The organism is Streptomyces sp. ADI95-16 (genome assembly GCF_003721495.1).
Lineage (GTDB): Bacteria > Actinomycetota > Actinomycetes > Streptomycetales > Streptomycetaceae > Streptomyces > Streptomyces goshikiensis.
This window is the reverse complement of the sequence record NZ_CP033583.1, coordinates 106346-131803: the sequence shown is the minus strand read 5'-3', so window position 1 is coordinate 131803 and position 25458 is coordinate 106346. Positions and strand designations below refer to the sequence as shown.

Annotated in this window: 18 protein-coding genes; 4 read left to right on the top strand and 14 right to left on the bottom strand. The window is 70.8% G+C overall.

Features of this window, described 5'->3' with window-relative positions:
• From EES41_RS40505 to EES41_RS40475, 7 genes are all read right to left on the bottom strand, one after another.
• Positions 1-5898 carry a type I polyketide synthase gene (locus tag EES41_RS40505; protein WP_123083512.1) on the bottom strand — a complete coding sequence of 1966 codons (5898 nt, stop codon included), beginning with the start codon at positions 5896-5898 and terminating at the stop codon, positions 1-3.
• Positions 5895-7031 carry an RnfABCDGE type electron transport complex subunit D gene (locus EES41_RS40500; RefSeq protein ID WP_008742086.1) on the bottom strand — a complete coding sequence of 379 codons (1137 nt, stop codon included), beginning with the start codon at positions 7029-7031 and terminating at the stop codon, positions 5895-5897. The genes EES41_RS40505 and EES41_RS40500 overlap by 4 nt, the downstream gene beginning before the upstream one ends.
• Before the next feature lie 2 nt (positions 7032-7033).
• A complete protein-coding gene (locus EES41_RS40495; RefSeq protein WP_037793737.1) occupies positions 7034-8884 on the bottom strand; it encodes a CRTAC1 family protein in 1851 nt (616 codons plus the stop codon).
• A gap of 56 nt (positions 8885-8940) precedes the next feature.
• Positions 8941-9927: a DUF1702 family protein gene (locus EES41_RS40490; protein WP_008742088.1), complete on the bottom strand. Its 987-nt coding sequence runs from the start codon at positions 9925-9927 to the stop codon at positions 8941-8943.
• Between the two features lie 91 nt (positions 9928-10018).
• Positions 10019-10999: a DUF1702 family protein gene (locus EES41_RS40485; protein ID WP_008742089.1), complete on the bottom strand. Its 981-nt coding sequence runs from the start codon at positions 10997-10999 to the stop codon at positions 10019-10021.
• A 94-nt stretch (positions 11000-11093) separates the two neighbouring features.
• Positions 11094-11537, bottom strand: coding sequence for a helix-turn-helix domain-containing protein (locus EES41_RS40480; RefSeq protein ID WP_008742090.1), 444 nt, complete (start codon positions 11535-11537; stop codon positions 11094-11096).
• A gap of 151 nt (positions 11538-11688) precedes the next feature.
• Complete coding sequence (locus EES41_RS40475; RefSeq protein ID WP_008742091.1) at positions 11689-12894, bottom strand: transposase; 1206 nt, start codon at positions 12892-12894, stop codon at positions 11689-11691.
• A gap of 406 nt (positions 12895-13300) precedes the next feature.
• Between EES41_RS40475 and EES41_RS40470 the strand changes: the two genes are divergently transcribed.
• Positions 13301-13939 (top strand): TetR/AcrR family transcriptional regulator, encoded by a 639-nt coding sequence (locus EES41_RS40470; RefSeq protein ID WP_047961334.1) that lies wholly within the window; start codon positions 13301-13303, stop codon positions 13937-13939.
• A gap of 25 nt (positions 13940-13964) precedes the next feature.
• Here EES41_RS40470 and EES41_RS40465 read toward each other — a convergent pair whose 3' ends face one another.
• Positions 13965-14927, bottom strand: a complete 963-nt coding sequence (locus tag EES41_RS40465) for an NAD(P)-dependent oxidoreductase (RefSeq protein WP_123083511.1) — start codon at positions 14925-14927, stop codon at positions 13965-13967.
• A complete protein-coding gene (locus EES41_RS40460; RefSeq protein ID WP_123083510.1) occupies positions 14924-15550 on the bottom strand; it encodes a ScbR family autoregulator-binding transcription factor in 627 nt (208 codons plus the stop codon). Before EES41_RS40460 ends, EES41_RS40465 begins: the two co-directional genes overlap by 4 nt.
• Positions 15551-15663: 113 nt before the next feature.
• Between EES41_RS40460 and EES41_RS40455 the strand changes: the two genes are divergently transcribed.
• Together EES41_RS40455 and EES41_RS40450 are read left to right on the top strand one after the other, a co-directional pair.
• Positions 15664-16608, top strand: coding sequence for a ScbA/BarX family gamma-butyrolactone biosynthesis protein (locus EES41_RS40455; protein WP_008742096.1), 945 nt, complete (start codon positions 15664-15666; stop codon positions 16606-16608).
• A gap of 388 nt (positions 16609-16996) precedes the next feature.
• Positions 16997-18520, top strand: a complete 1524-nt coding sequence (locus tag EES41_RS40450) for a helix-turn-helix domain-containing protein (RefSeq protein WP_254211965.1) — start codon at positions 16997-16999, stop codon at positions 18518-18520.
• A 37-nt stretch (positions 18521-18557) separates the two neighbouring features.
• Here the strand turns inward: EES41_RS40450 and EES41_RS40445 are convergent, their stop codons facing one another.
• From EES41_RS40445 to EES41_RS40420, 5 genes are all read right to left on the bottom strand, one after another.
• Entirely contained in the window at positions 18558-19382 is an 825-nt protein-coding gene (locus EES41_RS40445) for a DUF6008 family protein (RefSeq protein WP_123083508.1), read from the bottom strand.
• A gap of 597 nt (positions 19383-19979) precedes the next feature.
• Positions 19980-20354: a DUF6009 family protein gene (locus tag EES41_RS40440; RefSeq protein ID WP_008742100.1), complete on the bottom strand. Its 375-nt coding sequence runs from the start codon at positions 20352-20354 to the stop codon at positions 19980-19982.
• A complete protein-coding gene (locus EES41_RS40435; protein ID WP_047961336.1) occupies positions 20351-21868 on the bottom strand; it encodes a phage/plasmid primase, P4 family in 1518 nt (505 codons plus the stop codon). The genes EES41_RS40440 and EES41_RS40435 overlap by 4 nt, the downstream gene beginning before the upstream one ends.
• Positions 21865-22968, bottom strand: a complete 1104-nt coding sequence (locus EES41_RS40430; protein ID WP_254211963.1) for a bifunctional DNA primase/polymerase — start codon at positions 22966-22968, stop codon at positions 21865-21867. The genes EES41_RS40435 and EES41_RS40430 overlap by 4 nt, the downstream gene beginning before the upstream one ends.
• 946 nt (positions 22969-23914) lie before the next feature.
• A complete protein-coding gene (locus EES41_RS40420; protein WP_216827332.1) occupies positions 23915-24103 on the bottom strand; it encodes a hypothetical protein in 189 nt (62 codons plus the stop codon).
• A gap of 346 nt (positions 24104-24449) precedes the next feature.
• Between EES41_RS40420 and EES41_RS40415 the strand changes: the two genes are divergently transcribed.
• A complete protein-coding gene (locus tag EES41_RS40415; RefSeq protein WP_008742104.1) occupies positions 24450-24878 on the top strand; it encodes a hypothetical protein in 429 nt (142 codons plus the stop codon).
• Positions 24879-25458: the final 580 nt, after the last annotated feature.

Below are 25458 nucleotides of genomic sequence, written 5' to 3'. Positions count from 1 at the left end.
CTAGGACCGCCCTTCGATGTGATCCGGTGCATGCGTGAGGAAGGCGAAGACGGCGGGCTCCAGGGCGTCGCGCAGCCCGGTGACGAAGGTCGCGATCCGCAGGTCGCCGGCGGCGAAGACCACCCAGGCGTCCTTGCGGCGCGGCAGCACCGTCAGCGGCGCGCCCGCCATGATCCCGGCCTTCTTCAGGCATTCCACGGCGCTCCACACCCGCGTGGCCGCGGTGTCGGGCGCCTCGCCCGTCTCCTTGGCGACCAGCTGCGCGACGGGCGCGTGCTCGGCGAGCAGCCCGTGCCATTCGGCGGTCGGCCGCATGCTGACCGCCTCGATGTCGCAGGCCACCTCGGTGTCGGAGACGGCGCTGACGGTGACGCCCAGCCCGTGGGCCGCCGACATCGACACGTGCCGGCTCGCGCCGATCTCCGGTCTGCCGTCGGGACGGTGGTGGACCGTCACCGGGCTGCCCATCGCCCGTGCCGCCGCGTCCGCGGTGAAGCCGCGGCGCTGCGAGATCGAACCGGCCGGCGCGTCGCCGTGCGGTTCGACGGCGACCGCGATGCGGGCGCCGAGCACGTCCTCCAGGCTGCGCTCCAGGTACGGGCCGAGCAGCGGGGTGACCCAGGGGCCGGACCCGTCCGTCTTGCGCACCGCGTGCAGGGTCAGGCCCTCCCAGCGCTCGACGACGGTGCCGTCCTCGGTGCGGACCGCGATGTCGTACACGTACGTGTCGCCGTCGCGGCTGCGCTCGACTGCGGTGTACCGCAGCCGGTCCGGTACGTGGTCTCCGGTGCCCAGCGGGTGGATCCGCTCGACGCCCGACGGCAGCAGGGTCGCGTCGGGGACGCACACCTGGTTGCCGTGCATGAGGGAGTCGCGCATGCCCGGGTCGGCGAGGAGCAGTCCGCCCGGCAGGAAGCCGGCGAACCAGCCGTCCGGCTCGCGCTCCACGGCGACGTCGGCGTCGACGTGCCGGGCGGCGGCGCGGTGGAAGCGCCGCAGCCGCTGGAAGCGGGCGCCCTGGAAGAGGATGCCGCCGTACAGGTCGTTCGCCGGGTCCAGCGGGACCACCGGGGTGTCCGCGGGGACCTGGAGCGGCGGGCCGTCCGGGACCGGGACCCCGGAGTAGACCAGGCGGGCCCGGAAGTGCTCGGCGACGAAGCCGGTGTCCTCGGCGTGGATGGCGACGTCGACGGTGTCGGCGCCGGTGACGGTGGCGGCGACGCGGATGCGCATGCTGCCGTTCGGGGGGACGACGATGGGCCGCAGGAAGCGCGCGCCCTCGATGACCGGAGTGGTGCTGCGGCCGGTGGCGGCGGCGCCGACCTGGACCATCGCCTCCATGCCGAGCACCGCCGGCATCAGCAGGTTCCCGTCGAGGAGGTGGTCGGCCAGGTAGGGGTCGGTGCCGGCGTTCAGCTCGACCTCGGTGACCAGTTCGACGCCGTGGTAGCGGATCAGCGGGTTGCCGGTGAACCGCAGCAGCGGCAGCGGGGGCAGGTCGCGGCGTACCGTGTCGATGCCCTCCGTACGGCCGCTGATGACGGTGACGACGGGGGCGTCCGGGTCGGAGATCAGGCGCAGCAGGATCTCCACGCCCTGGTCCGGGGAGACCGGGGTGATGCCCTCGCGGGCGAGGGACTCGACGACGGAGAGCTTCTCGCCCATGCCGACGCCGGACCACACCGACCATTCCATGCACCGGGCGCGGACCTGCGGGTGGGTACGGGCGACGTCCTCGGTGAGGTCGGCCAGCCACTCGTTGGCGGTGGCGTAGTGGCCCTCGCCGCGCAGGCCGGCCCGTCCGATGATGCTGCCGAAGGTGACCAGCAGCTTCAGCTCGCCGGCGCCCACCGCGTCGAGGACGTGGCGCAGGCCGTCGACCTTGGGGGCGAACGTCTTGCGGAAGTCCGCCGGTTCGAGCTGGGTCAGCGGCCGGGGCTCGTTGCGCCCGGCGCCGTGCAGCAGACCGGTGATCTTGCCCAGTTCCCGCTCCAGCTCGGCGACGGCCGCGCCGACCTGCTCCGGGACGGTGACGTCGGCGCGCGCGTAGTGCACGGTGACGCCGCTGTCGGCCATCCGGGCGAGGTTCTCGGCGAGTTCCCGGTCCGCCTGCGGGTCGGAGCGGCCCAGTACGGCCAGCTTCGCTCCGGTCTCCAGGGCCACGGCGAGGGCGCACTCCGCGGAGATGCCCTTGCCGCCGCCCGTCACGAGCAGGACGTCGGAGGCGTCGAGCGGGGCGTCGGAGCGCAGCGGCTCCACGGGCAGCGCCCGCAGGGTCGGTACGCGGCGCACGCCGGCCTCGTCGTAGTGGACCTCGGCGAACCGCGTGGTCGCCGCGACCTCGGCCACGACCCGTCGTACCGCGTCGTCCGTCACCGGGGTGTGGACGATGGTGGTGCGCAGGTGCGGCGCCTCCTGGTACAGGGTCTTGGCCAGCCCGGCCGCGCCGCGGCCGTCCTGGACCAGGACGAACCGCTGTCCGGAGCCGCCCGCGAGGGCCTTGCGGGCCGCTTCGAGGACGTGGTCGGTCTGCTCCTGGGCGGAGCCCTTGGGCAGGACGGCCAGGACGCCGGAGCCCACCTTGGCGTGGGCGAGCGCCGCCTTGAGCTCCGCGCCGAACGCGGAGCCCGCCGGGGCGAACAGGTCCCAGTCGCCGTCGCTCTCCTCGGCGCCGGCGCGGGGCCGGGCCACCTCGTCGAGGTCCACGGAGAAGGGCCGGGACCAGGCCGCGGAGCCCGTGACCACCGGGGCGGTGGCCTCGTCGGGCGCCGCGCCGCCGGTGCTGACCAGCGTGTCGAGGGCCTCGGCCAGTTCGCCCAGGGTGGCGGTGGCGAAGTTGGTCGGCACCTGGGCGGCGGCGATCCCGAGGCGGGACGCCGCCTGGTTGACGATCTGTCCGACGGTGATCGAGCTCATGTGCAGGTCGTCCAGGAGCCGGGTCCCGGGCTCCACCAGCTCTGCGGGGAGCTCGGCGCGCTCGGCGACCAGGGCGACCAGGACGTCGAGCGCCGCGGCGCCCTCGGCCGCCGCGTCCTCGGCGCCGGCGGCCTGACCGGCGGGGGCCTGGGCCGCCGCCTCGGGCGCCGCCTGCGCCTTGGCCTTCTTCTTGGTGCGGACCCGCGCGGGCCGCGCGGGGGCGGCGGCCGCGGGGAGCGGCCGGGCCGCCGGCGCGTCGTCCTGCGGCACCTCCTCGCAGGGGCTGGCCAGGAAGGAGAAGCGCTGTCCGACCTCCAGCGGCCGGATCAGCCGGTCCTGGAAGAGCCGTTCGAGGGCGAGCGGCGCGCCCGCGACGAACGCGGCGCCGGCCACCTGGAGGACGGCCCGCAGCGATTCGTCGTCGGTGTTCAGCGCGACGGCCGGGATCCCGGTCGCCGCCCGGGCCAGGCCGCTGAGCACGCGGCCCGGACCCACCTCGACGAACAGGTCGACGTCGGCGGCGGCCGCCCGGACCGCCTGGGTGAAGCGGACGGGGTCGGTGATCTGCCGCCGCAGCAGCTCGGGCACGTCGGTGTCGAGGGCGAGTTCGGCCCCGGTGACGGTGGAGAGGACCCGGCCGGAGACGGGGGCGAACGCCGAGCCGTCGAGCCAGGCGCCGAACGAGGCGGCGGCGGGTGCGACGAGCGGCGAGTGGAAGGCGTGCGAGACGGCGAGGCGGGTGCAGCCCAGCTCGGCGCGCCCGGCCCGGCGCTGGACCTCCTCGATCGCGTCGACGGGGCCGGCGACGACCGTCTGTTCGGGACCGTTGTAGCCGGCGATGACGACGGGCAGGCCCTCGATGAGCTGCTCGGCCCGCTCCGGCGCGGCGGCGAGCGAGGCCATCGTGCCGCAGTCGCCGTGCTCGGCCATGGCCCGGCCGCGCACCCGCGCGGCCTCCAGCAGCGTCTCCTCGTCGATCGCCCCGGCCCAGTGCAGGGCGGAGAGCTCGCCGAGGCTGTGGCCGACCGCGACGGACGCCTCCAGCCGCAGGGAGTCCAGGACGCGCAGGCCCGCGGCCGAGCCGGTGGCGATGCGCGGCTGCGCCACGTCGGTGGCGACCATGTCGCCGGACGTCGGCAGCCCCGCCCGGTCGAAGACCTCGGCGGCCTCGGGGAAGCGGCGGCGCAGCGCGCCCCCGCCGGTGCCCTGGCCCGAGCCCTGGCCCGGGAAGAGGAAGCCGATGCGGCCGGGGCCGGTGGCCTTGCCGAGGTGGCTTCGGCCGTCGGCGGCGGTGTGCTCGCTCTCGCCGGTCTCCAGGAGCCCGGCGAGGTGGCGCAGCCGGCGTTCGGCGTCCTCCGGGGAGGAGACGATGACGGCGGCGCGGTGGGGCAGTCCGCGCAGTTCGCGCTGGAGCGTAGCGGCCAGGTCCGAGACCTGGCCGTACGAGACCTGCTCGACGAAGTCGGCGACCTCGGTGATCCGGGCGCGCAGCTCGCGGGGCGACTCGGCGTCCAGCAGCAGCAGTTCGGCGTCCTGCAGCGAGTGGGCGAGGGCCGCGCCCCGGCCGCGGCCCGGGGCGCGCCGCCGGGTGGCGGGCTCGTCGAGGACGACGTGCGTGTTGATGCCGCCGAAGCCCATGGCGGTGATGCCGGCGCGGCGGGGCGTGCCCTGGGGCCAGGCCTCGGCCTTGCGCAGCGCCTTGAGGTTGGCGTCGGCGGCGGTGAGCAGCTCGTGCGGATCGACGGTGCCGATGGCCGGGGGCAGGGTCTGGTTGTCGACGGCCATGGCCGCCTTGATCAGGCCCGCCACGCCGGCGGCGGCCTTGGTGTGGCCGATCATGCCCTTGATGGAGGTGATGGCGGCGACGGGGGCGTCCGGGTCGGCCGCGGCCCGCGCGCCCATGAGGGCGGTGAGCTCGGTGGCGTCGCCGACGGCCGTTCCGGTGCCGTGGCCTTCGAAGAGGGCGACCGTGTCGATGCCGAACCCGGCGCGGTCGTAGGCGCGCTTGAGGGCCAGCTGATAGCCGCTGACCTCGGGGCGGGTGATGCCGCCCTGGCCGTCGGAGGAGACGCCCCAGCCCGCGATCGTCGCGTAGATGCGGTGGTTGCCCGCGAGGGCGTCCTCCTCGCGCATCATGACGATCATTCCGCAGCCCTCGCCGGGCCAGAAGCCGTTGGAGCCGCGGTCGTAGAGCTTCATCTCGCCCTTGGCGAGGGCGCCCGTCTTGGCGAATCCGATGATCTCGAACGGGTCGATGGACAGGTCCACGCCGCCCGCGACGGCGACGTCGATGTCGCCGTTGACGAGCGAGGTGCCGGCGGTGGTGACCGACAGCAGTGAGGAGGAGCACGCGCCGTCGACGGTGTAGCCGCCGCCGCCCAGGTCGAACTGGTTGCAGATCCGGCCGGCGATCGTGTTGGCGAGGCCGCCGGCGAGGGTGTCCTCGTTGATGTCCGGGAACGGCTGCTTGTAGGCGGCCTCCACGTCGTCGAGGAACTCGTCGACGCGGTCCTCGTCCCAGTCCGGCTGGTCGCCGAGGGCCTCGGCCATCACGCGCCGTACGTACGGCCAGCGCAGCCGCATCACGTTGGCGCGGGAGAACTCGCCGGTGAGGGTGTTGCCGACGACCACGCCGGTGCGTTCGCGGGGCAGGCCCTCGCCGCCCGGGAATCCGGCGTCGGCGAGCGCGCGCCCGGCGGTGTCCAGGGCGAGCCAGTGCGTGAGGTCGGTGGAGCGGTAGGTGCCGCCGGAGATCTTGTGGGCGATGCGGTCGAACTCGTAGCCCTCCAGCACCGCGGCGTTGCGGGCGTAGAAGGTGTCCGGGACGGTGGGATCGGCGTCCCAGTAGTCGTCCAGGTTCATCCGGACGCTGGGCAGGCGGCGGAAGGCACGGCGTCCCGCGACGGCGTTCTCCCACAGCTCACCGGGGCTGGTGGCGTCGGGATAGCGGCAGGCCATCCCGACGATGGCGATTCTGGTCATACGGCGACCGCGATCTTCTGCGTGACGGCCTCGCCGCCGGCGGGGCAGGCGCAGGCGCCGGCCGGGCAGGAGCAGGCGGAATCCGCGGCGCAGCCGCAGGCGCCGGCCGGGCAGCCGTTCGGGCAGACCTGGGCGACGAGGGTGTCGGCGGGGCAGGCGCAGGCGCCGGCGGGGCAGCCGTTCGGGCAGCTCTCGGCGCCGGCGACGGACTGCTCCAGGGCGGCCATGGCTGCGGCCTCGGCGGCGCGGCGCTTGGTGACCACGTCGGCGGTCCACAGGAAGGCGCCGCGGATGGCGCAGACGAGGGCGGTGGCGAAGAAGATGCCGTACACGACGTGCAGGGCGGTCAGGACGCCGTACATGGTGGCGACGCCGCCGCCGAAGGCGATCTGGCCCCACTTGGAGGAGGGCGTCGTACCCGGGTCGGTGATCATGTAGTTCGTGAAGAGCACGAACGCCACGCCGGTCATCATCGCGAGGGCCGCGGGGATGGAGGTGTCGAAGATCAGACCGCGGACGATCGCCTGGAGGGCGTAGCCGCCGACCCAGGCCAGGATGAGCCACATGCGCTCGGTGAGCTTCGCGTTGAGCAGCGTGCCGAGCGAGATGATGATCGCCGGGACCAGCCAGTCGAAGCCGCCGTCGAGGTACTCGGTGAAGTGGTACGGGGGCGCGATCGAGGCCCACGGGAAGAGCACCAGGATGACCGCGATGCCGAAGTTCGACGGGTTCATGAAGTGCCGCATACGGCCCTTGACCGGGGCGCGCAGCACCCACTTGGTGCCGACGGCGACGATGACGCCGAAGACCATGACCCAGACGCGGTCGTTGACGTAGGTCAGCATGTTCACCGCGAGGGCGGTGATGTGGGCCGGGAAGAGGAACTCCACCAGGCCCTTGAAGCCGCCGCCGCGGAAACGCGGCTCGCGCTTCTCGGAGCGGGCGCCGAGCACCTCCAGCACGATTTCGAGCGTGTACGAGGTGGCCAGCGCGATGAACGGCCAGGTCCAGGGCTGTTCGAAGCCGAGCACCGTGTAGCCGAAGACGTTGAGCACGGAAATCGAGATCGCGAACCGGCGCAGTGCGGTGGTGACCTTCGGATTGTGGCGTGGCGGGGTCTTCTGCTCGGACATGGTCACTTCTCCTTCGCCTGGGTTCCGAGCTGGACGCCGTGCCAGCCGGGCGTCAGCTTCAGCTGCTCTTCGTGGACGGTCCCGCTGCGGTCGCGCCACGTGATCATGGCCGGGAGCGGTCCCTTGACGCCCTTGCCCAGGCCGATGTGCACGTCGGTGCTGCGCTTGCCGGAGTGGCCGCCGCCGCCGTCCACACGGGCGATGCGCTTGGTGCCGTCGGGCAGTTCGACGCAGACCTCGGCGCCGACGGCGGGCGAGCCGTCCTCGCGTTCGAGCTTGAGGCCGAGGTACGAGCCGGTGTTCTCGGCGACGTTCCGGTAGAAGATCGGCTCGCCCCACTGGCGGGCGACCGCCAGGTCGAGGCGGCCGTCACCGTCGACGTCGGCGGTGGACAGGCCACGGGTCGGGATGGGCTCGGCGATGCCGAGGGACGGGGAGAGGTTCACGTACTTGCCGTTGTCGCCCTTGGCGAAGAAGCGCATGGTCTGGCTGCCGGCGAGGTCGTCGCCGTGCCGGACGTTGGGCCACCACAGCGGGTTGGAGGTCAGGGCGTCGTTGGCCGTGGCCAGCTCCTGGAGCTGGGGCCAGCGGTTGGTCTTGCCCTTGACGAAGCCGAGCGCCTGGGTGATCTCCAGGTTGCCGTCGTTGTTGAAGTCGCCGGTCTTCACGTCCCAGCCCCAGCCGGACCACGCGACGCCCAGATCGGCGCTCTTGTCCTTGAACGGCGCCTCGCCGTCCTTGAAGCGGCCCTGCACCTCGGCCTTGCTGTTGGCCTGGTCGATGAAGGCGAAGTTCGACTCCTGGATGCCGAACGACGTGGTGATGTTGCTGACGAACATGTCGTACAGGCCGTCGTTGTCCAGGTCACCGAAGTCGACGCCCATGCCCTTGAAGGAGCTGCGTCCCAGCTCCTTGGACTTCGGGACGGTGCCGCTGTGGACCTGCTTGACCTCGGCGAACTCGATCTTGCCGGGGGTGGACTTGTTGTACAGCAGCCCGGAGGTGCCGAAGTCGTGGGCGAGGAAGAGCTCCGGCAGGTGGTCGCCGTCGAGGTCCGCCGCCGACGCGCCGAGCGACCAACCCTTGTTCAGGCTCTGCGGGATGGCGTCGTCGGTCTTCTCGTAGCCGTCCTTGGTCCAGCGGAAGAAGTGGCCGCCGCCGCCGTTCTGGGCGTGGGAGAGGGATTCGTTCATCACCACGCCGCCGTCCTTGGACGGGTCCAGGACGGGGCTGTCGGGGAAGTAGTTGCCGATGTAGATGTCGTCGTGGCCGTCACCGTCGAAGTCGGCGACCGCCGCGGCGTTGCTGTTCCACAGCGGGCCGGTGTACTTCTTGCCCGGCTTGCCGGGCAGCAGCTCGGTGGGCTCGAAGGAGGCGGCCGTCAGCGGCTTCCCCTTCTCCCCCTTGTTGGTGAAGATGACCGGCGTACGGCCCCAGTAGTAGACGAGGACGTCGATCCTGCCGTCCTCGTTGTAGTCGCCGGGGACACAGCCCATCGGGGCCAGGGTGTCGCTGCTCGGCAGCGATCCCAGTTCGAGCGCGAAGGGCTGGTACGGGACCGGCGTGCGGTTCGGTGCCGGCGTGATGACCGCCTGGTCGATCTTCGGGTCGTTGACGCACAGGTCGTTGGGCAGACCGTCGCCGTCGAGGTCGTTCATGGCGATGCCGGCGCCGACCGAGGAGACCCACCCCTCGATGTGCCGGTACGCCTTGTTGACCTGTCGGAATTCCTGCTTCTTGTACCCGGCGGGCATGGCGATGGACATCGGCTCGAAGCCGAACTCCTTGGCCACGGCCGAAATCTCAGCGGCGGAGGACTCGGGCAGCCGGACCGCGTAGAACGTGCTCACCATGAGGGCAAGAGCGACAATTCCCGGCGAATTCCTACGCAGCCAGTTCTTTTTGTCCGTCACAGGTCGGCACCTTTCCGGGAGAGCGAGAGAGAAGCGAGTTCGGCGGCGACGTCGAGCCGCCAGGTCTCATAGGCCGGCGAATTCTCGGGGCCGGCCGCGGCGGGCCTGAGGTCGGTGCACACCCGGGCCGCCTGCTCGGCCGTCGCGTTGCACAGGACGCGGGCCGCGAGGTGGGTGTGGTCGATGATCGTGCCGGCCTTGATGCGGGCCTCGATGGCGAAGGCCGAGCCCTGGGCGAGGGAGAAGCGGTGCTCCCCGGCGCCCTCGGCGAACCGGGTCAGCTCCTCCTCCGTCACGCCGCCCGCGTACGTCGAGGCCAGTCCCGCGCCCGCGTACAGGTCGCTGTGGCGGCTCTCGGGGTACGAGCGGATCAGCTCGGTGACGACGTCGGGGTCGGTGCCGCCGACGAACCACAGCGCACGACCGATCCCCTGGTCAATGGCGTTGGGGGTGTAGTCGTTGTGTCCGCCGTTCCAGCGGAAGGAGTGCCGCGCGTGCGGGTCGCGCACGTAGGAGTCGGTGCGGAAGTACGCCTGGTGGAAGCCGTACCCGTCCAGAGCCAGCCAGCGCAGCAGCGGGTCCGTCTTGCGGATGTCCGGCCACAGGATCCGCGGCAGGCGGGCCATCGCCCAGCCGACTCCGACGTAGATCATGTAGTCGTGGTCACGGCCCTTGCCGGCCAGCAGGCCGGAGAGCCGGCCGCTGTGCCCCGGCAGCGAGTCGTACACCGCGGCGCCCATGCCGGCGCCCTCGTACGCGAATCCGCGCATGTCCAGCGGGACGGTCTCCAGCATTTCCTCGGCCTCGGCGGCGGAGCCCGCCTCGACGGCGTATGCATATCCCCGGAGAAAAATCTCGCCGATGTTCTCAAGTCGCGCCTTGGCTTCCTCGTTCTTCACGTGGAAACCGCGCACCTCCATTGTCGTCTCGGAGGTGGGAGGTGTGAGAACTCGGCGCCGGATCGCGCCAAAGAATGTGGACACCGGATTGAACCGCCCCTCTTGGATCCCTGGATTTCCCGCAGCGAATCGAATCTATCCAGAGGCCCAGGAGGGTCGTCTACTTCCCGTGTGCTCAAACAGCGTGCGCGAGGAGCTGCTCGCGGACCCCCTTGCGCCACACCTCGTAGGCCGGCCCCACTTCGGGGTCCGCCTCGGTGGCGGCGCAGTCGTCCGCGAGGCGCGCGACGGCGTCGACCTCAAGCCCGGTGAACGCGTGGACGGCCGTTCGGGTGTGCTCGGGGACGAAGCCGGCGTGGTGGCGGGCCTTCGCGGCGAACACCGAGCCCTGACCGAGGTGGTCGCGGCTCTCGCCCGCCTCCTCCACCAGCGTGGCCAGCTCCGCGGCGGTGGCGCCCCCGGCGAAGGTCGCGGCCAGGCCCACCCCGCTCCACAGGTCGGGGCGGCGGTCGCCCGCGAACCTGCGCACGGCGGCGCTGACCTGCGCGGTGTGACCGCCGTTGATGAACCACAGCGCCCGCCCGATGCCCTGGTCGACGGCGCGCTGGAAGTAGTCGGCGTCGCCTTCCCAGGCGTACGGGGTGTCCAGGCGCTGCTCGTCGACCCAGCGGGCGGTGTCGAAGTAGGCCCGGTCGAAGCCGTAGCCGTCCACGGCGAGCCAGCTCATCGCCGGGTAGTACTCGGGGCCGTCCAGGTCGGGTACGAGCTTCTTCCACAGCGGCCGCGGCAGCCGGGCCATGGCGAAGCCGATGCCGATGTAGTTCAGGAAGATGTGCGGCTTGCCCCCGCCCTGGAGCAGGTCACGCGTGCGGTGGCCCTGCGGCCCCATGACGTCGCGGATGGCGCAGGCCATCGTGGCGCCCTCGTAGGCGAAGCCCTTGACCTCCGGCTCGACCATGGACAGGCGGCGCTCGGTGGTCGCGAGGTCGCGGTCCTCGATGCCCCACTCGAATCCGCAGACCACCGCCTGCGGTACGGCCTCCAGCTTGCGGGTCCGCGCCGACGGTTCCACGGGGAATCCGCGTCCGGCGAAGCTCACTTCGGCCAGTGACGGTGCCATGGCCAGCCTGCGCAGCGCTCCCAGTACGGGTGCCATCACGCCTCCTCGTGCGGCCGCCCTGTCGGCGGCGGAGGGCCCCATCGTGGGAAACCTCGCGCGAGGTGGCATCTCCTCGTGTGCGCAACCGTGTTCAGCGGATGCTGCGGACGTCCACTTCCTCGTCGTGCACCTGGCGGCCGCAGCCGGAGCAGTGCAGTTCGACGTGGAGCGGGCCGTCGCAGCCGATGTGCTCGGCGCGGCGGGGCGGGCCGAGCTCCTGCGGCAGGTTCCGGTCGCCCCACTGCATCAGCGCGATGACGGCCCGGGTCAGGTCGCGGCCGGTGGGGGTGAGCCGGTACTCGTAGCGCACGGGCCGCTCCTGGTACGGGACCCGCTCCATGATCCCGTGTTCGACCAGCCGGGCCAGCCGGTTGGTCAGGACGTTCCGGGCGATCTGCAGGCTGCCGAGGAACCCGTCGAAGCGCTTGGTGCCGAGCAGGGCCGAACGGATGATCAAGAGCGTCCAGCGTTCGCCGATGACCTCCAGCGACCGGGCGAGGTTGCAGTCCTGCCCCTCGTACGTGTGTCTCAGCATTCGCTCACTCTAGGTGCGGGACGAGTCTCTTCAAAGGACCGATGTGGCGAAGCCGCCGTCGGTTCCGGCCCGCGGCGCGCGCCCGGGACGCCGCGCGGCGTCCCGGCGTCCCGTCCGTATCGTCGTTCCGTGACGTGTCGCCGGCGCCGTCCTACGCGGCCGCGAGCATCGGCTCCGGGGTCCTGACGGGACGGCGGTCGAGGCGGCTGTAGGCGTAGGCGGCGGACACCAGCGTCATGTGGTGGTGCCAGCCCGGGTAGGAGCGGCCTTCGAAGTCGACGAGCCCGAAGTCCTCCGCCATCTCTCGCACCGCCTCCGTCGCGCGGGGCAGCAACCGGGTCAGCGCCAGCACCGACTCCATCCGGGCGTGCATCAGGCTGGTCAGCCACAGCTGGACCGGGCGGCGGCCGTCCTCGGGCCGGACGGCGAAGAGCCGGTAGGTGCGGTACGTCTGGGCGCCGGCGGTACCCGGCTCCGGCAGGCGCACGTAGCTCGTCATGACCGTCGTGTGCCGGCCCCGGCCGTCGAGCGGGGCCACCGTCTCCATCCGGGTCAGCATGCCCGCGTCGAACTCGAACAGGCTGCCGGCGGACACCGCCATGGCCGGACCCTCGGGACCGCCCGCCTGCGGCCGCTGGACCCTCAGGTGGCGCCCCACCATGACCTGCATGCCGCTGGGGACGGCGACGACGAAGTCACGCCCGCGCAGGGCGAGTCCGCGCACCAGCGCCGCCGTGCCCGTGGCCGATTCCAGGTCGCACACCACCGGGAGCGGCGCCGTGCCGCTGGCGGCCACGAGGGAGTCGACCAGGTCGAGGGCGTGCTGCTCGACCGTCCTCGACACGGCCTCGTCGGGAATGCGGGTGCGCTGGCGGCGCTCCGGGTCCTTGGACCAGGAGCCGGGAAGCATCAGGCGCCAGTCGACGGGCACCGCCTTGTCGGCCGACGCCAGGAACGCCCCCACGCCCAGCTGGCAGGTGACCGACCGTCCGGTCGCGGGAACGTAGCGCCGGTGCACCCCACAGGAGTGCTCGCCCCGCTTGCGCAGCACCGCCTGCCCGACCACCCACGCCTGCGGGGTCATCTCCTGCTCCGCCCACCGGCTCAGCTCCGCGCGGACCGGGTTCCAGTCCCACGGGCTCGCGTTCACGAACTGGTGCAGCGACTGGGACGCGGTCGGCGAATCGGATATCTGCGCGGCCAGCCGGCGGACCGTCTTCTTGCCCGGCGTGGTGAGCAGGCCCTCCACGTAGGCCTGGGCCCAGCGCCGCTGGTCGGTCCGCGGCAGGCCTTCGAAGACCCGGTCCGCGAACACCGGAACCGAGGCTCGATTGCTCGTCAAAACATGCGTGACCATGGCGTGTTCCCTCCCCTGTATCGGCCCGCGGCTGCTGACCACGCTAGAATAATAGCGAACACCCTCTTTTTTTTGCGACTCAGGAGAGTTGCCTGATGCACTTCGCCAAGTCGGGCTCCGACAGGCACCCGCGGCAAGCTTCCGCACCGGTCCGTGACCGCCACTCCCCGCAGCACCTCGCCGCGCGCCGGAGCGCCGTCAAAGCTGTCCTGGAAGCCCCGGAGCCCGCTCCGGGCAATCCACGACATCTTCAGCAAGTCGGACTTGCGGAACGTGTTCGCGGGCCTGGAAGGTGGTCCCCTCATCTCCACATGGGCTCGATCCGGGACAACCCGGCGGCGAGCCGTCGGCCCGGCACCCCCTACCTCGCTGCCCCAGCGGCTCGGAACGCTCCTGAGGAGGCAGCGTGGTGAAGCAGGAGCGGGCCTTGCGCACGCGCATCGCCCTGATCAGAGCGGCTGCCTCTGAGTTCGACACCGCCGGCTACGACGGCACCTCGCTCTCCCGGATCAGCGGCGCGGCCGGCATGTCCATCGGGGCGGTCACCTTCCACTTCCCGTCCAAGACGGAGCTGGCCGACGCGGTCCAGGAGGAAGGCCGGGCCGTGACGGAGGCGGCGCTGAGCAGCAGGTCCGCCGAGAACCTGCCGGCTCTGCGCATGGTCGTCGACCTCACCCTGGAACTGGCCCGTCTCATGGACGAGGAGCCCGCGGTGCGCGCGGCCATCCGGCTGTCCCGGGAACGGCCGGGCACGGGCTCCTGGTCGGACGTCTGGCTGCCGGCCGTACGGGAGTTGCTGGACCGTGCGTACGAATCCGGCCAACTTCGCGAGAACGCGCTCCCGGCGGACGTCACGACCCTCGTCGAGTACCTGACGAGCGGGGCCGAGGCGTACATGCGCAGCCGGATCGGCACGGAAGCGGAATTCGAGAGCGCGGTCGCCCAGCTCAAGCGCGTATGGCATCTGGCGCTGGCCGGGGTGTCCGCGGACGGCTCCCCCGGGGCGACCCCGCTACCCGGCCCGCGCGCTACGCGGGACAGCTGAACCCCGGCTCGCCCGGCCCTCGCCGTCACGCGGGGGCCGCGAGCCGGGACCGGTACCAGGACGCCGAACCGGCCAGCCTCTGCAGCGGGCCAGGTCCCGGCGGACAGCCGGCGGCGGTCCACACCTCGCGGCTGTCGTACCAGTGGTCCCGGGCGACGAGGGCGAACTGGCGCTCGCTCACCCGCGTCGGCCGCGCGCGCAGCCGCTCCAGGCACTCCTCCCACGACAGCTCCCGCGACACCGCGGGAAGGACCCCGTGGTGGGCGAGGGCGCCGAGCAGCTCGCCGGTGCTCACCGGGTCGGGGTGGCTGGCGTGCCACACCCGGCCCGTGAGCGCGCCGCCGAGCCCCAGGCGGGCGATGAGGCGGGCGAGGTCGTCGACCGCCACGACGGAGAGCATCCCGCGTCCGCCGTCCCACAACGCCGGTACGGCGTCGAGGAGTTCGGCCAGCACAGGCACGACCCAGCGGTCTCCCCGCCCCAGCACCAGACCCGGGCGCAGCACGGCCGCCCCGGCCGCCAGGGCGTACGCCTCCCCGGCGAGCCGGGTACGGCTCGCCGGGGAGGCGGGCGCCCGGACAGCGCCGTCGACGGCGATGCCCCGGTGGGGGCCCGGCCCGTAGACGGCCGTCGTCGACAGATGGACGATCCGTCGCACCCCGGCCCGGAGCGCCTCGTCCATCAGGGCCGCGGTCCCGTCGACGTTGACGGCCGCACACCGTGCCTCGTCGGGTCCGATCAGCGCGGCGAGGTGCAGCAGCACGTCCGCGTTTTCGCACACCCCGCGCAGCGTGCCCGGCTCGGCGAGGTCGGCGGGTACCCATTCGTCCACGGCGTCCGCCGCCTCCTCGGGCATCCGCCGGCCCACCACGCGCAGGTGCGCGGGCCCACCGGTGCCGGGGGTCTCCCGGTACCCGGCGAGCTCGCGCAGCACGGTCGCTCCGATGAAGCCCGTCGCGCCGGTGAGCACCACGCGTAACGGCCTCATGCGGCCAGTCTTCGCGCGCCCCTGGGCATCGCGACCCCTGCCAGCGCCTTCGGGGTGGCGATCCCCGGAAGCACGTAGCGCCACATCGAGACGAGGCGATCGGCGAGGTCCACCCGTCCGCTGGCGATGTTCGAGAACACCTGGGTACCGCTGTACGCGCCGACGAGCACGTTGGCGCATTCCCGCTCGTCGACCTCGGGAAGCAGCTGGCCGAGCTCACGTGCCTCGCACAGGTGCGTGTACAGCTGCTCGACCCACTCCTGGTAGGCCGTGTCGTCCCGCACGCCGAAGTCGCCCTGCTCGACGGCGAGTCTGACGCTCGCCCGGAACAACACATTGGTCTGCAGCTCGTGGGCGATGAAGAAGGTGAGGTCCACCAGCCGCTGCAACCCGGCGCCGCCGTCGGGGAAGTGCACGAACTCCTGCTGGTGCTGCAGGACGGCCAGCGCGAGCCCTCTCTTCGACTTGAAGTGGAAGTACATCCCACCCTGGGTCACGTCCGCGCGTTGCATGATCTTGCTGATGCTGGCACCGCTGTACCCGCACTCGTCGAAGACTTCAGCAGCGGCGAAAAGGATCGCTTCCCGCGTCTTCACCGCCCGTTCTTGCTTCGGTTCGGCCATCGGGGTTCTCGGTCTCTCTCGACAAAAAAAACGAACACCCTTATTTTACAGGTCTGCCCCTCGAACCGGTAGGACCGAGGGGACCACATACGCATGCTCCAGGGGGGAGAGGTATGTCCATCACGACGGAACGGCCCGAAATCGCAGGTAGGTCGCTGACCACGACCGTGGCCAGGGAGTACGTTCACCGGGCGGCCCTGTCGGAAGTGTTCCTGACCGGATGGGAGAAGGTGGGCACCGACGCGTTCACCGTCACCGCCCAGTGGCCGCGCAGTCACAGCTTCTACACGTCCGAGCAGGGGATCCACGACCCGCTCATGCTGTGCGAGACGCTCCGCCAGTGCGGGCTGCTGCTGACGCACGTGGGGTACCAGGTGCCGTTCGACCACTCGATCAGCTGGTCCCGCCTGCAGTACGCCGTCAACCCGCAGGCGCTGCGCATCGAGCACACCCCTGCCGAGATCGAACTGCATGTGACCTGTTCGGACGTCCGCTACCGCCACTCCCAGGCGGTCACCATGACGATGCACATCGAGGCGGTCCGCAACGGCACGCTGCTCGCCGCGGCCAGCATCGGCTTCTGCGGCCACTCCCCCGCCATGTACCAGCGACTGAGATCCGGCCGGAACGTCGCGCAGACGTTCAAGAACGTGCCGACGCCCCCCGCCGCGGTCTCGCGGTACGCGGTCGGCCGCAGTCGTACCCAGGACATCGTGCTGGCACCCACCTCGGAGCGGTGGCGCTGGCAGTTGCGCGTGGACACCAACCACCCGGTCCTCTTCGACCACCCGCTCGACCACGTCCCGGGGATGCTCCTCCTGGAGTCCGTACGGCAGGCCGGCCACGCTCTGCAGCCGTCCTGGAGCCCGATGATCCCGACATCGATGGACGTCAGCTTCAACCGCTACGTCGAGTTCGACGACGCCTGCTGGATCGAAGCGGAACCGCTGGCCGGCGAGGTGTCCGCCGCACGCCGTACCGTACGCGTCAACGCCCTCCAGGGCGGCGCCTTCGCCTTCACCGCCTGCGCGGAGATGACGGACGTGAGCTCTATCTGATCCGGACGCGAGATGCTGCCGTCGGCAGCCGTCCACCGGGCTCCACCGAGCCAAGTCGCCGATCCCGGTGTGCCACCACCGGGAACCCGACGTCATTCGATCGCCCGTCGAGCGCCAACTCGGCGGGCGAATCACACGTTGCGGGTGCCACCCCGAACGCTCGTTACAGGTTCTGCCAGAACCAACAGCCCGAATGAAGGGCTTCGCCATGCCTCAACCGCACGGAGATTTCCATATCATGGACCAAAACCCGGGGCTTTTCCAGTACTCCCTTCACAAAGGTTGTCCGGAAAAGGACTCCACGTCCGCCGCTTCGTCTGAGCCGATTCAACTGGGCACCCCCGAGGCCGACTTGGCGCCGCGCTTCCGCCGACGCGTCAAGGTGCCCATGCGCCTCGTGGAGTCGGCGTACTACTCGGACGCCACGCTCAGCGTGTACATGAAGATCAAAGCGCTGGGGCAGCGCCCCGAGGGTTGCACCGCGGGCGTCGCCACCCTCGCCTCGTACCTCGGACTGTCCGTCTCGACGGTCGAGCGGGCCATGGCCCAGCTGCGGTCCGACACCGCCCCGGACGGCATCGTGGAACTGCCCGAAAACCGGCGCCGCTCACTGCCCGGCGGCCGCGGCACCACGGCGCTGCGCCGGGTCCGCCCCATGACCGCCACCGAGCGTTTCATCTGGCTCCCGGTGCACGCCAGCGAGTCCCTCCCGCCCCGCCTGCTCAGGGCGTACGCGGTGATCTCCCATGCCGTGGTCCAGCGGATCCCGCTCTCCGAAGGCGACCTCGCCCGCCTCCTGCGCCACCACACGGGCCACCGCGCCGGGTACCCGATCACGGTGGAGGCCGCAGGGCGGATCATCGACCGGCTGGCCGCCTCGGGCTGGCTCACGGTCGAGCGGAGGGCGGGCGTCCGTGGCCGGCACCTCTTCCTCGTGCACAGCTCCTCGGCCGGTCCCGACGCCCCGCCGACGGCCATTCCCACACCTGCCACTGATGACGGGTCAGGTCCGGACGCTCATGCCGGATCGCTCGCGTACAAGGAAGACCCCAAGACTGACCGACCCGATGACGAGCGCGCGCTCGTCCCACCCGCCGCAGGCGAACTTCCGGAAGGTAGGGAAACCGATCGGTCTCCCGCTCGCCCGCCGGCCGCGGTGCGCCGGGCGCAAGTCGCGCTGCGCGCGGGCCACAAGATCCCCTCTCCCCCGAACCGCACCGACAGCGCCCGGCCCGCCGCCCCCGCGGACAAGAGACCCCAGCTGACCTTCAGCCCCCGCATCGACAGGGTCTTGGACCCCGTCCGCATGCTGCTCGGCGGCGTGAACCGCTACGTGCTGCGCCGCATCGGCCGCGAGATCGGCCACCAGCTCGACAACGGGACGAACATCGACCGGCTGCGGGGCCGCCTCACCGCCCGCCTCGCCGGCACGTTCATCGACGAGATCCGCGACCCAGGCCGCTGGCTCCTCGGCGTGGCACTCCCCCGCTGGGGCTGCGCGAACCCCGACTGCGAGAGCGGCGTCCTGTGGTCGACCGGCGAAGAGTGCCGGGCATGCCGGGAGTTCCGCGCCGACCGCCGGTCCGGGCGTACGGGCACCGGCGCCCCCGCTGCCGCACTGCACTGCTGCCCCGTCTGCGAGCGGCCGCTGCGCCCCGGGCAGTCCGGCGAGTGCGCGCAGTGCTCCCAGTGCCCCACGGCGCTCCCGCCCGAGCCCTGGGTGGCACAGCCCTGCCCGGGACGGCGAGGGGCGCACTGCGGACGCCCCGCGCCGAGCGGCCTGTGCTGGCGCTGCCGTACGGAAGAACTCGCCGCGCGGGAGCTCGTACCGGCGGCCCCGGAGGCGGACCCCCTGCCCGCACTCCCGCTCATGTCGTCAGCCGGTACCCGCCCCTGGGCGAGTACCGGCTGACGTGAGCGGGGTCCGCGGAGGGACGGGACGGCCGCGCCTAGGTCGCGCGTCCTGCCCCAACGAGTTCGGCGGCGGGGGAAGCGGCGGTGGCATTGGTGGTGTGGCAGGTGGGGCACGGCTCACCGGGTGCGGCGGTCTCGCCGTCACCGGGGGTCTGGGCGCGCTCGTCGCCCGTTCGCTCGCCGAAGCCGGCCTTGACGCTCCGCTTCTCCCGCCACAGGTGGTACAGCGACAGCGCGAGGATGCCCGTACCGATGAGGTTGGCGACGAAGTGCCACCACACGCGGTAGGTGGTCAGCGCGGGGCCCGGGTCGATCGTGCCGAACCAGGTGGAGAGGCCGATCGCACGCTTGGCGCCGAGGGCGACGGAAGCGGTCAGGACGACGTGCTCCAGGCCGTGGATGCCCTGCATCCAGACGCCCATCTTGGCCCACTTGCGCGACTGGAGCTGCCCGGCGACGCGCTTGGTGATCAGCACGATGCCGACCAGGCCGGCGAGGAAGATGAAGTTGCCGGTGAGGTGGAGGATCTCCATGCCCAGCGAGGGCTTGGTCGTGTCCACCTGGCCCATGCCGCGCGACAGGCTGTTGGCCCACGGGGTCATCCAGGCGGGCGAGGTCGGGTGGGCGATCCAGTACACGGCCTGCGACACGTGCTCCTGGAAGTGGCCGATCTGCCCGATCACCCCGAGGCCGATCAGACCCACGGAGGTCTTGTAGAGCCACGGCTTGACGGGACCGCGGTTGGCGTACGCGAGGACGCCCACCGCCAACCACATGGAGACGGCCCACAGGATGAACAGCACCGCGGTCACGGTGTCCAGGGTGGACACGGGCCCGCCCATGCCTGCCATTCCGGGCATGCCAGGCATGCCGGGAGGATGGTTCATTCTGGCTCCTCAGTAGCGACGGCGACCGGAGGCGTTCCGGCACGGGCGGTTTCCGCCCTGGCCAACCCGGGCCAGGCAGACGCCCGTTGTCGGCTCTCACGGTAGGGAGGGGCCTGCCGGGGCGGCTACTTCTCCCGTGCGGAATACGCCCCCGTCACGCGCTCGGTCCGCCCGGCTGGCCCGGACCCGCCCCGTGTCAGGATGGCCCCAATACCGCCTCGACCGTGTTGTCGCTCCTCCGGAACCGCACTGACGGATCGTTCCTCTCGCTCTGGTCGAAGGATTCGGTCCTGTCCATCGGCTCGGTCGGCAGTGCCCGGTGGTACTGACCCCAGAGCGCTCTGGGCACCGGGCACCCGTGCACCCAATCCGGCACGAGCTGAACCCGACCCTGTCCTCAGCGATGCCGGGCGCAGGATGCAGATGAGTAGAGACGGATGTCCGCTGGTTGAGTCGCTGCACACAAAGATGCAGGTCAGATGACATGAAGCCAGATGGTCAGCGACTGAAGCGACCGAACTTCAAACAATCACGTACAGAAAGCAAGGCGTCTGCCGCAGAACCGTCCTGTCAGGCGTCCGCAGCCTGCGCGGGCCTTTCCGAACGTTCCGTCTTGCGGCCTCTGCTGCCGGCGGTGAGCGTGGTCGGGTCGACAGCTTCGGCGGGGGCGCCGGTGGCGTAGAGGCCGTCGGGGACGGTGTCGCGGTCGTGCGGCAGGAGCCAGAAGACCCGGCGGCGGAAGGTACCGCTGGAGCGCGAGGGCTTGGCCTGGGGGCCGAGCTGAGCGTAGCCGACGAGGCGGCCGTCTCGGTGGTAGGCGGGTTTGCCTCGGCGGGTGGGGAGGCGGTCGAGGGACTGGCGGACGTAGTCGAGTTCGGAGACGTCTTCGAGCCAGATGAGGTCGATTTCGTGGTGGAGCTCGTCGTCGGAGATGAGGGAGCTCATGCGTTCTCCTCTTCTGCGAGCAGTCCGATGCCGGGGTAGTACTTCTTCGAGTTGGACAAGATCATTTCTTTGGGTGAGGCAAGGCCTACGAGCTCGCGTGCCCGCGACGCGAAGGCGCGGGAGGAGACGGTGGGCGCGCCTTCATTCTGGCACCAGGTGCGGTAGACGCTGTAGAGGCGGGCTTGTTCCGCGCGGTGGTCGGGGTCAAAGGTGCAGCATTCTTCGAAGAAGCGGCCGGTGTGGTCTTCGGTTTCCGCGTAGGCGGTGGTGGCGATGCGGACCGGGGCGGGGCCGGTGAGGTCTTTCTCGCCGGCGAGGTAGCGGCGGGCTCCGTCGATCAGCCAGGCGAGGATGCCGGGGCCTTCTTCGGTGACGAGGATGTCGGCGAGGTTGTCGATCTTCCGGTCGTCGGAGACGACTTTCTCGAAGGGGACCAGGCGCATGCGGCGCCAGAAGGCGAAGCCGCCGGTGCCGACCTCGGGGCGGTGGTTGCCGATGAGCCACAGTTTGTGGGTGGGGGCGAAGGAGAAGAAGTCCTGTCGCATCCGGCGGGCTTTGATGCGGTCGCCGCCGGTGAGGAGCTTGACACGGGCTTCGTCGAACTTGTCGCCGGGCTTGACCTCGGAGCAGACGATGACGCGCCGACCGTGGAGTTCGGCGAGTTCGGTGGGGTGTCCTTCGAAGGTGCGGGCCATGAGGAAGCCGGGCGGGGCGGCGTCGGCGTAGTCACCCAGGAGTTTCATCAGGACGTCCAGGAGGACGCTCTTGCCGTTCTTGCCGGATCCGAAGAGGAAGGGCATGACCTGGGCTCCGACGTCTCCGGTAATGGAGTAGCCGAGCATCAGGTGCAGGAAGTCGGTCATCTCCCGGCCTTCGGCATCGTCTCCGAAGGTGTCGGCCAGGAAGCGGTTCCAGCGCGGGGTGGGCTGCGACTTGGGGGCAGTGGATGTCGAGCGGGAGTGGAAGTCCTTGTCCGGCTCGGGGGTACGGATGAGGCCGGTGTGGAGGTCGACGATGCCCGCGGGGGTGCACAGGGCATAGGGGTCGGCATCGAGGAGCTCTGCTCGCAGGACCATGCCGGGGGCGGCTTTGGCCTGGGTGAGCATGGCGTTCATGCCGGAGGTGCTCAGGGCGCGGCGGCGGTGCTTCTGCAGGGCTTGGTTGCTGTGGATACCGCGGGGGTCGGTGGTGGCGATGGCTTCGGCGAGGTCTCCGGCGGCCCAGACGACGGTGTCATCCTCGTCGACTTGCCAGCGGGTGGTGTCCCATCGGTACCAGCCGAGTCCGGGGACGTGCCGGTAGTCCCCGGCGTACAGGCGCACGAACAGCTTGGCGTTGCCGCGGTCGCTGAGGGTGTCGGGGATGAGGCCTGCGACTGTCGCGTGGTGCAGGTGTGCCTGTTCCCCTCCTTGCGCGGGGACGGGGGGCGGGGCGGGCTGGGCGAGGATCTGTGCGGCGATGGCCTCGGGGTCGAAGTTGAAGAGGAAGCCATCGGTTTCGGGTGGGGTGCTCACCGTCGGCCTCCGAGGTGCAGGGGGCGCTTGGCGCCGGCGGTCATGCCGCTGCGGATGATCTGGCCGGAGCGCTGCGTTTGTCCCGGGCGGACCGCTTCCGCGGTTTCCTGGAGTGCTGTTTCGGCGTCGGTGACGGAGAGGTGGCCGGCTGCGGCGAGTCCGCCGAGAGTGTAGGCCGCCCGGTTCAGTTTCTCTGTGAAGCCGGCGCCTTCGGTGACTTGGGCGCACGCCGCGACGTCCGCGAGGAGCGCGGTCAGCAGGCGGGATGTCTGGTTGTGGCCTCCGCCTGCCGCGAGGACTGCCTGGCGGGCTCGGGGTGGGACCGGCCGCGGAGCGGGGATGTGCGGGGCGGGAAGGTGTCCGGTGCGCTGCAGTTCCTGGGCTAGCCAGGCGGGCAGCGGAGCGGGCCTGCGCTCGGGGCCGACGGGGGTGTAGCTACCCGCGGTCGTGGTGGTTCCGGGGGCGATGATGTAGCCGCCGTGGGCGCGGACGTCGACCTGCCAGGCCAGGGCTCGCTTGCCGGACCCGGTGGAGCACTGCCAGCGGCGGCCATCGGTGGCGCGGTACCAGACGTGCAGGCCGCCTGAGGGAGTGCGGACTCGCAGGGTGGAGGTGTCCTCGGCGGGGCTGGGTTCGCCTCGGAGGGCCGCGAGTACGGCGAGGGAGTGGTAGCCGGTGGTCATGCCGGAGAGGTCGATGTGCTCACCGATGGGGATGCCCGGAAGTACCTTGTCACGGTGTGGGGGTTCGCTCTGGTGCGCGTCGATGTCGATGACGACGAGGCTGGCGGGGCCGCAGGCTACAGCGACGCCGAGTGATGGGGTTTTACCCCACCACTGGTCAATGCGCTCGTAGTCCAGGGTCGCTGCATGGAAGCCGTGGCACCAGCGGCCGGCGGCCGGGCAGAGGCATCCGGTGCGGGTGTGCCCGGGTTGGGAGCATTCGCGGCAATTGGCAGCAGGTGTCTTCCGGCCCGGGGCCAGTGGGTGGACCGGCCAGCCGTTGCTGGCGCACCAGCGGGCCAGTCTCAGGGCAGCGACTGAACGCTCAGGGGTGGGCTGCCCTGAGTCGCTGCGAGAAAACCGCAGCTCAGCGGGCATGTACTTCCCCTCACAGCGACTGAAGCGACTCAACAATGAACACAGACTAGCGAAACCTGCCAGAGACCGTGCGCAGTGTGTCGCACGTACCTCGATCGGCGTGTCGCGCTCCATGGTCTGGAGGACCGTGGAGCGACTGAACTCAGGAGCGGAGCGACCGAGTCAGCTTCAGTCGCTTGAGTCACTTCCGGAGTAACTCCTGGTCAAGAGGCTGAGGGGTTGGAAACAGCGACTGAAGCGACTGAAGCCTCCTATATATGACGCACACGCGCACACATGAATGTCCTCATATACCGGAAGTTGAGTCGCTTCAGTCGCTGTCTGACGAGAGAGAACGCTCTGAGCTGCGGTTTCATCAGCGACTGAAGCCAGCGACTGAACTTCTCCCCGGTCGCTTGCCTTTCGTTTGCCAAGGCTCTGGGGAGCGACCGAAGGCGCGACGCTGGGTAGGAGTTGAGAGATGCCGGCCTTCCCTGGCGGAGTCCGGTCAGCTGGGGAGGGCTAGCGAGGTGAGTCCGGTGAGATCCCGAACCGGCTTCTGCACCGTGCTTGCTGGTGCACGTTTTTTGCTGGTGGCCCGTTCAGCGGACCGCCTTGGGCCCGTCGGCCAGGTCGGGCGCTGTGGGAGCGGGTAGGTGCCGTGAGCCGGAAGGGGGTCTCTGGAGGTGGTGGTGGTCGTGGCACGTTCTGCGCGGGTCGGGAATGTGTCGTTCGGGCTGGTCAGCCAGCTGGTGGGCTTGTACACGGCCGCTGGCAGTCACACGATCCATTTCCATCAGCTGCAGGCCGGTACCTCCGACCGGATCCGCAACTGTCGCGTGAACGAAGGAACGGGGGGACGAGGTCGCCGGCATAGTGAAGGCCTACGCCGCCGGCGGCGAGTACATCTTCATTTAGCCGAAGGAGCTGGACGAGATTGCCTCGGGCCGTTCCCGCTCGCTGGACATCAACGGCTCGGCATCTTTTTCGACGTGGGTTCAACGACCCCCGCGAGCAGCATCGAGCCGTCAAGGCGCTCCCCCAGGACATGCGACTGGACGGCGGCGACTTCGAAGACGAGTACGAGCGCCGCTTCCAGCTCCACCTGGCCGAGAAAGCCCGCAAGGCCGAAGCGCAAGGCCAAGGGCGACGTCACACCCATCACCAAGTCGACTCGCCTCAAGCGCGTCCACTGACTTGGCACCGCAGCCCGGCGCCGCACTGAGAGGTGCGGCGCCGGGCTGCGGTGCCAGCAGGATGTACGCCCGGTGCCCAGCCCGACAAGCGTTGGTAGCACCAGGGGTACCGTCCTGTTCTGGTAACAAGGGTGAAGAACCGCGCCGCTTCCGTGTATCCCCCACAGCGGTTCCAGAGTGCGCGGTGCTCCGGTCAGTAGCACTAGGTGAACCGCGTTGTTCTGGATATGCAGAACAACCCGATGGCTCGAACGGCGACCCGCGCGCCGCCTGCCAGCGTTGCGGCGTTGGCGGTACGTATGGGAGGTGACCCACAACTACCGTTCCTACCTTTGCCGGGCGCTGACCACTCGCTACGGCGTCTCCACCGTCGACTGGCCCCCGAGCGCGGAGTACGTCGTTCCGCTCTTCTCTGCCATCATCGACGCGGTCGATCTGGAAGAAGCAGCGGAGCTTTTCGGGGCCGGCATCCGAGCCCACCGTCAAGCCACGCGGCCCCAGACGGGGCCCCGTGGGCGCGATTTTGCGGGGTCCCTGGCGCTTCAGCTCCCCCAGAAGGACTCATCATCCCTCGCCGATATCGCCGTATGGGCGTCGTTTCAAACGATTCACGGGCTGGTGCAGCAGGATGATGCTGCTGACTTCGAGACGTACTTGGAGTGCGCCCTCGACGCGTGCGAGCGGGACGGCGGCCGACCCCGGCGTGAACAGGTCACCGCGGCTGCAGGGGCGTAGATCTGTAGCGGTGCATGCACACGAGCAGCCGCCGCGCGCCGCACGGGCCGTGCGAATGCTGCGCTGTGCTCCTCGGTCCAGAAGCCCAAGCTGCACCCTGGCCGACCAACCAACAGCGCCGCGAGCAGCGGACTCGCCTTGTGCCCTTCAGGCAGCAGAGGCACAGTGAGCAGTCCTCCGTGCTGCGCTTGGCTGCTGCCTGAAGGGCTGCGGCCGGGGTCCGGCCACCAGAGCCGTCCTACACCCCGGCCGGTCACCGGTCAGGTGACGGACAGGGGCCGTGGTAGCCAGGCGCGGACTCGGCCAGGCCTGCAACGCGGGGTGCAACACGCGCCCGGATCCCGCTGTGCGAGGTGTTGCCGCAGGCCAGGCTCGCAACGCGGCCCTTCGGGCGAGCAGGACGCGGTCGGCCTGGTCCAGGACGTGGGCCCACCCGTCCTGCGCCGCCGAGTCCACTCCGGTCAGGGACGTGAGCCACAGGTCCGCGCGCGACTGGAGCTGCTGCTCGCCGGAGCGGTAGTCGAGCACGGTGCCGCACGACATGGTGCCGGTGTCCGGGTGGTCCGCGGCGCCAGGCCAG

Coding starts and splice junctions, on each gene's coding strand:
- EES41_RS40505 (WP_123083512.1), bottom strand. CDS start 5,898: ATGACCAGAATCGCCATCGTCGGGATGGCCTGCCGCTATCCCGACGCC.
- EES41_RS40500 (WP_008742086.1), bottom strand. CDS start 7,031: ATGTCCGAGCAGAAGACCCCGCCACGCCACAATCCGAAGGTCACCACC.
- EES41_RS40495 (WP_037793737.1), bottom strand. CDS start 8,884: ATGGTGAGCACGTTCTACGCGGTCCGGCTGCCCGAGTCCTCCGCCGCT.
- EES41_RS40485 (WP_008742089.1), bottom strand. CDS start 10,999: ATGGCACCCGTACTGGGAGCGCTGCGCAGGCTGGCCATGGCACCGTCA.
- EES41_RS40480 (WP_008742090.1), bottom strand. CDS start 11,537: ATGCTGAGACACACGTACGAGGGGCAGGACTGCAACCTCGCCCGGTCG.
- EES41_RS40475 (WP_008742091.1), bottom strand. CDS start 12,894: ATGGTCACGCATGTTTTGACGAGCAATCGAGCCTCGGTTCCGGTGTTC.
- EES41_RS40465 (WP_123083511.1), bottom strand. CDS start 14,927: ATGAGGCCGTTACGCGTGGTGCTCACCGGCGCGACGGGCTTCATCGGA.
- EES41_RS40460 (WP_123083510.1), bottom strand. CDS start 15,550: ATGGCCGAACCGAAGCAAGAACGGGCGGTGAAGACGCGGGAAGCGATC.
- EES41_RS40455 (WP_008742096.1), top strand. CDS start 15,664: ATGTCCATCACGACGGAACGGCCCGAAATCGCAGGTAGGTCGCTGACC.
- EES41_RS40450 (WP_254211965.1), top strand. CDS start 16,997: ATGCGCCTCGTGGAGTCGGCGTACTACTCGGACGCCACGCTCAGCGTG.
- EES41_RS40445 (WP_123083508.1), bottom strand. CDS start 19,382: ATGCCCGGAATGGCAGGCATGGGCGGGCCCGTGTCCACCCTGGACACC.
- EES41_RS40440 (WP_008742100.1), bottom strand. CDS start 20,354: ATGAGCTCCCTCATCTCCGACGACGAGCTCCACCACGAAATCGACCTC.
- EES41_RS40430 (WP_254211963.1), bottom strand. CDS start 22,968: ATGCCCGCTGAGCTGCGGTTTTCTCGCAGCGACTCAGGGCAGCCCACC.